Origin of the sequence: Actinosynnema sp. NPDC023658, assembly GCF_040639995.1 — a bacterium.
GTDB lineage: Bacteria > Actinomycetota > Actinomycetes > Mycobacteriales > Pseudonocardiaceae > Actinosynnema.
On the sequence record NZ_JBFAAX010000888.1, the window covers coordinates 1 to 2,254 of the forward strand.

At 75.8% G+C, this 2,254-nt stretch carries 2 protein-coding genes and 1 pseudogene; 2 read left to right on the forward strand and 1 reads right to left on the reverse strand.

Features of this window, described 5'->3' with window-relative positions:
- Positions 1–407, reverse strand: a pseudogene (locus AB0G02_RS36005) (hypothetical protein); the annotation flags it as partial.
- Between the two features lie 89 nt (positions 408–496).
- Between AB0G02_RS36005 and AB0G02_RS36010 the strand changes: the two are divergent.
- Together AB0G02_RS36010 and AB0G02_RS36015 are read left to right on the forward strand one after the other, a co-directional pair.
- A complete protein-coding gene (locus AB0G02_RS36010; protein ID WP_360803685.1) occupies positions 497–1,558 on the forward strand; it encodes a histidine kinase in 1,062 nt (353 codons plus the stop codon).
- The gene (locus AB0G02_RS36015) at positions 1,555–2,187 is read left to right on the forward strand and encodes a response regulator transcription factor (protein ID WP_360803688.1); all 633 of its coding nucleotides are present in this window, start codon (positions 1,555–1,557) and stop codon (positions 2,185–2,187) included. Before AB0G02_RS36010 ends, AB0G02_RS36015 begins: the two co-directional genes overlap by 4 nt.
- The last annotated feature ends 67 nt before the right edge of the window (positions 2,188–2,254 follow it).

The following is a 2,254-nucleotide window of genomic DNA, read 5'->3' on the forward strand; positions in this document are numbered from 1 at the left end:
GCGTCGCCCCCCCCCAGCTCGGCGGCGAAGCGCGCCGTGCGCAGGACCGCCCAGTCGCAGCCCCGCGCCGGACCGCTGAGCCCCGGGTAGCCGCGTGGGTCCCAGGTGACCACGTCCATGGACTCGCGGATCTTGGCGAAGAGCTGCGGCCGTGACCGCAGGACGGCGATCTGGTCGCCCTGCGGCCCGCCGAAGTTGACCATGACCGTGCCCTTGCGGGTACCGGTGGCGGGCAGGCGGGCGACCTTCAGGGTGATGGTGCGGGTCGACGTCAGGGGCACGGGCAGGTCGGCGCAGTCGGCGGCGACCGCGCTGTCGCCGGGGCACGGCTGCCAGTCGGGGGTGCGCGGCGGCGGGGTGGCGTGCGGCGGCACGACCAGCAGCAGCGGCAGGAGGAGTTTGATCACCCGGTCCACGCTAGGAAGGCCGCGCCGCCGGGTCTGTGCGCGATCGTCGTCGGCGGTGTCCACCAAAGTGGATGGCTAGGGTGGCGGGCATGGCGAGGACTGCGCTGCTGCTCGCGGTGGTGGTGGCCGACACCGGGATGCGCGCGTTGGACGGCACCTCCGGCGGGGGCCTGGTCGCCTGCGCCGCGCTGACCGCGCTGGTGATGCTCGTGGCCGTGCGCCGACCGCTCCCGGCGTTCCTGGCGGCGGTGACGATGGCGCTGGCCACCGGCGGATCCCTGGCGCTGCTGGCGTGCACGAGCTACCAGGCCGGGCGGCGCGCGGCGTCACGCCGGGACCTGGCCCTCGTCACGGTGACGGCGGCCGCCTACCCGGTCGCGCTGCTGGTGCCGATGCCGCAGCTGTCGCCCGACCCGTGGCCCGCGCTGGGCCGCGTGCTGCTGCTGGTGGCGCTGCCGCTGGTGGCGGGCGTGCAGTTCACCAGGCAGGCCGAGCGGTCGCGGCGGGAACGGCGGCTGCACGCCGAGCAGGAGCGGTTGCGGGAACGGCTGCGCATCGCGGTGGACATGCACGACTCCCTCGGCCGGTGGCTCAGCGTCGTGTCGGTGCAGGCGGCGGCGCTGGAGGTGGCCCCGCTCCCGGCGGACCAGCGGCCGGTGGCGCGCGACCTCGCGCAGGCCGCGCGCACCGCCGTGGACGAGCTGCACGCCGTCGTGGCGACCCTGCGTCGTGACCCGCCCGGCCTGGAGGGCGTCGACGAGGTGGTGGACCAGTTCCGCCGGGCGGGTGTCGCGGTGGCGGTGGAGCGGTCGGGGTCCGCTGCGGCGCTGGAGTCGCGCGACGCGGGGCACGCGGCCTACCGGGTCGTCCAGGAAGGGCTCACCAACGCCGTCCGGCACGCGCCCGGCGAGCCGGTCGTGGTGTCGTTCGACTGGCAGCCCGACGCGCTGCTGGTGAGCGTGACCAACCCGACCGGGGGCCCGGGGAGCGGGACAGGAGCGGTGGGCTCCGGTGGTGGCACGGGGTTGGTGGGCTTGGCGCGGCGGGTCGAGTCGGTCGGCGGGATGGTGCGCGTGCACCGGGAGCGCGGCCGGTTCCGGGTGGTCGCGGTGCTGCCCCTCGCCGCGGACCGGGCCGGGGTCGGCGCGTGATCAAGGTCCTGATCGCGGACGACGAACCGCTCATCACGGCGGGCATCCGCGCGGTGCTGGAGTCGGCCGGCGACCTGGAGGTGGTCGCCGTCGCCGCCGACGGCCGCGAGGCCCTGGACGCCGCCCGCCGCCACCGCGTCGACGTGGCGCTGCTCGACCTCGCCATGCCGGTGGTGGACGGTCTGACCGCCGCCGCCGCGTTGAGCGGCCCGAGGGTGGTGCTGCTGACCGCGTTCGGTGATGAGGCGAACGTCCGGCGGGCGCTGCGCCAGGGTGTCGACGGGTTCGTGCTGAAGAACTGCGCCCCGGACGAGCTGATCCGCGCCGTCCGCGCCGCGCACGCCGGTGAGGCCTACCTGTCGCCCGCGGTCGCGCGGCAGGTGCTCGGGATGGTCGGCGGGCACCCCGGCCGGGAGGACGCGGCACGCAGGCTGGCCGTTCTCACGCCACGCGAGTCCGACATCGTCGCGCTGGTCGCGGAAGGCCTGTCGAACGCCGAGATCGGTGAGCGGGTGCACCTGAGCGAGGGCACGATCAAGACCTACGTCAGCCGCGTCCTGGCCAAGCTGGGCTGCGCGAACCGCGTGCAGGTCGCACTGCTCGTCCGCGACGCCACCGGCCACGGCTGAACGAACGGCTGAACGACGAGGAACACCCGGGCACCGCCGAACGGCGGCGGGGCGCCACTCGGGCACC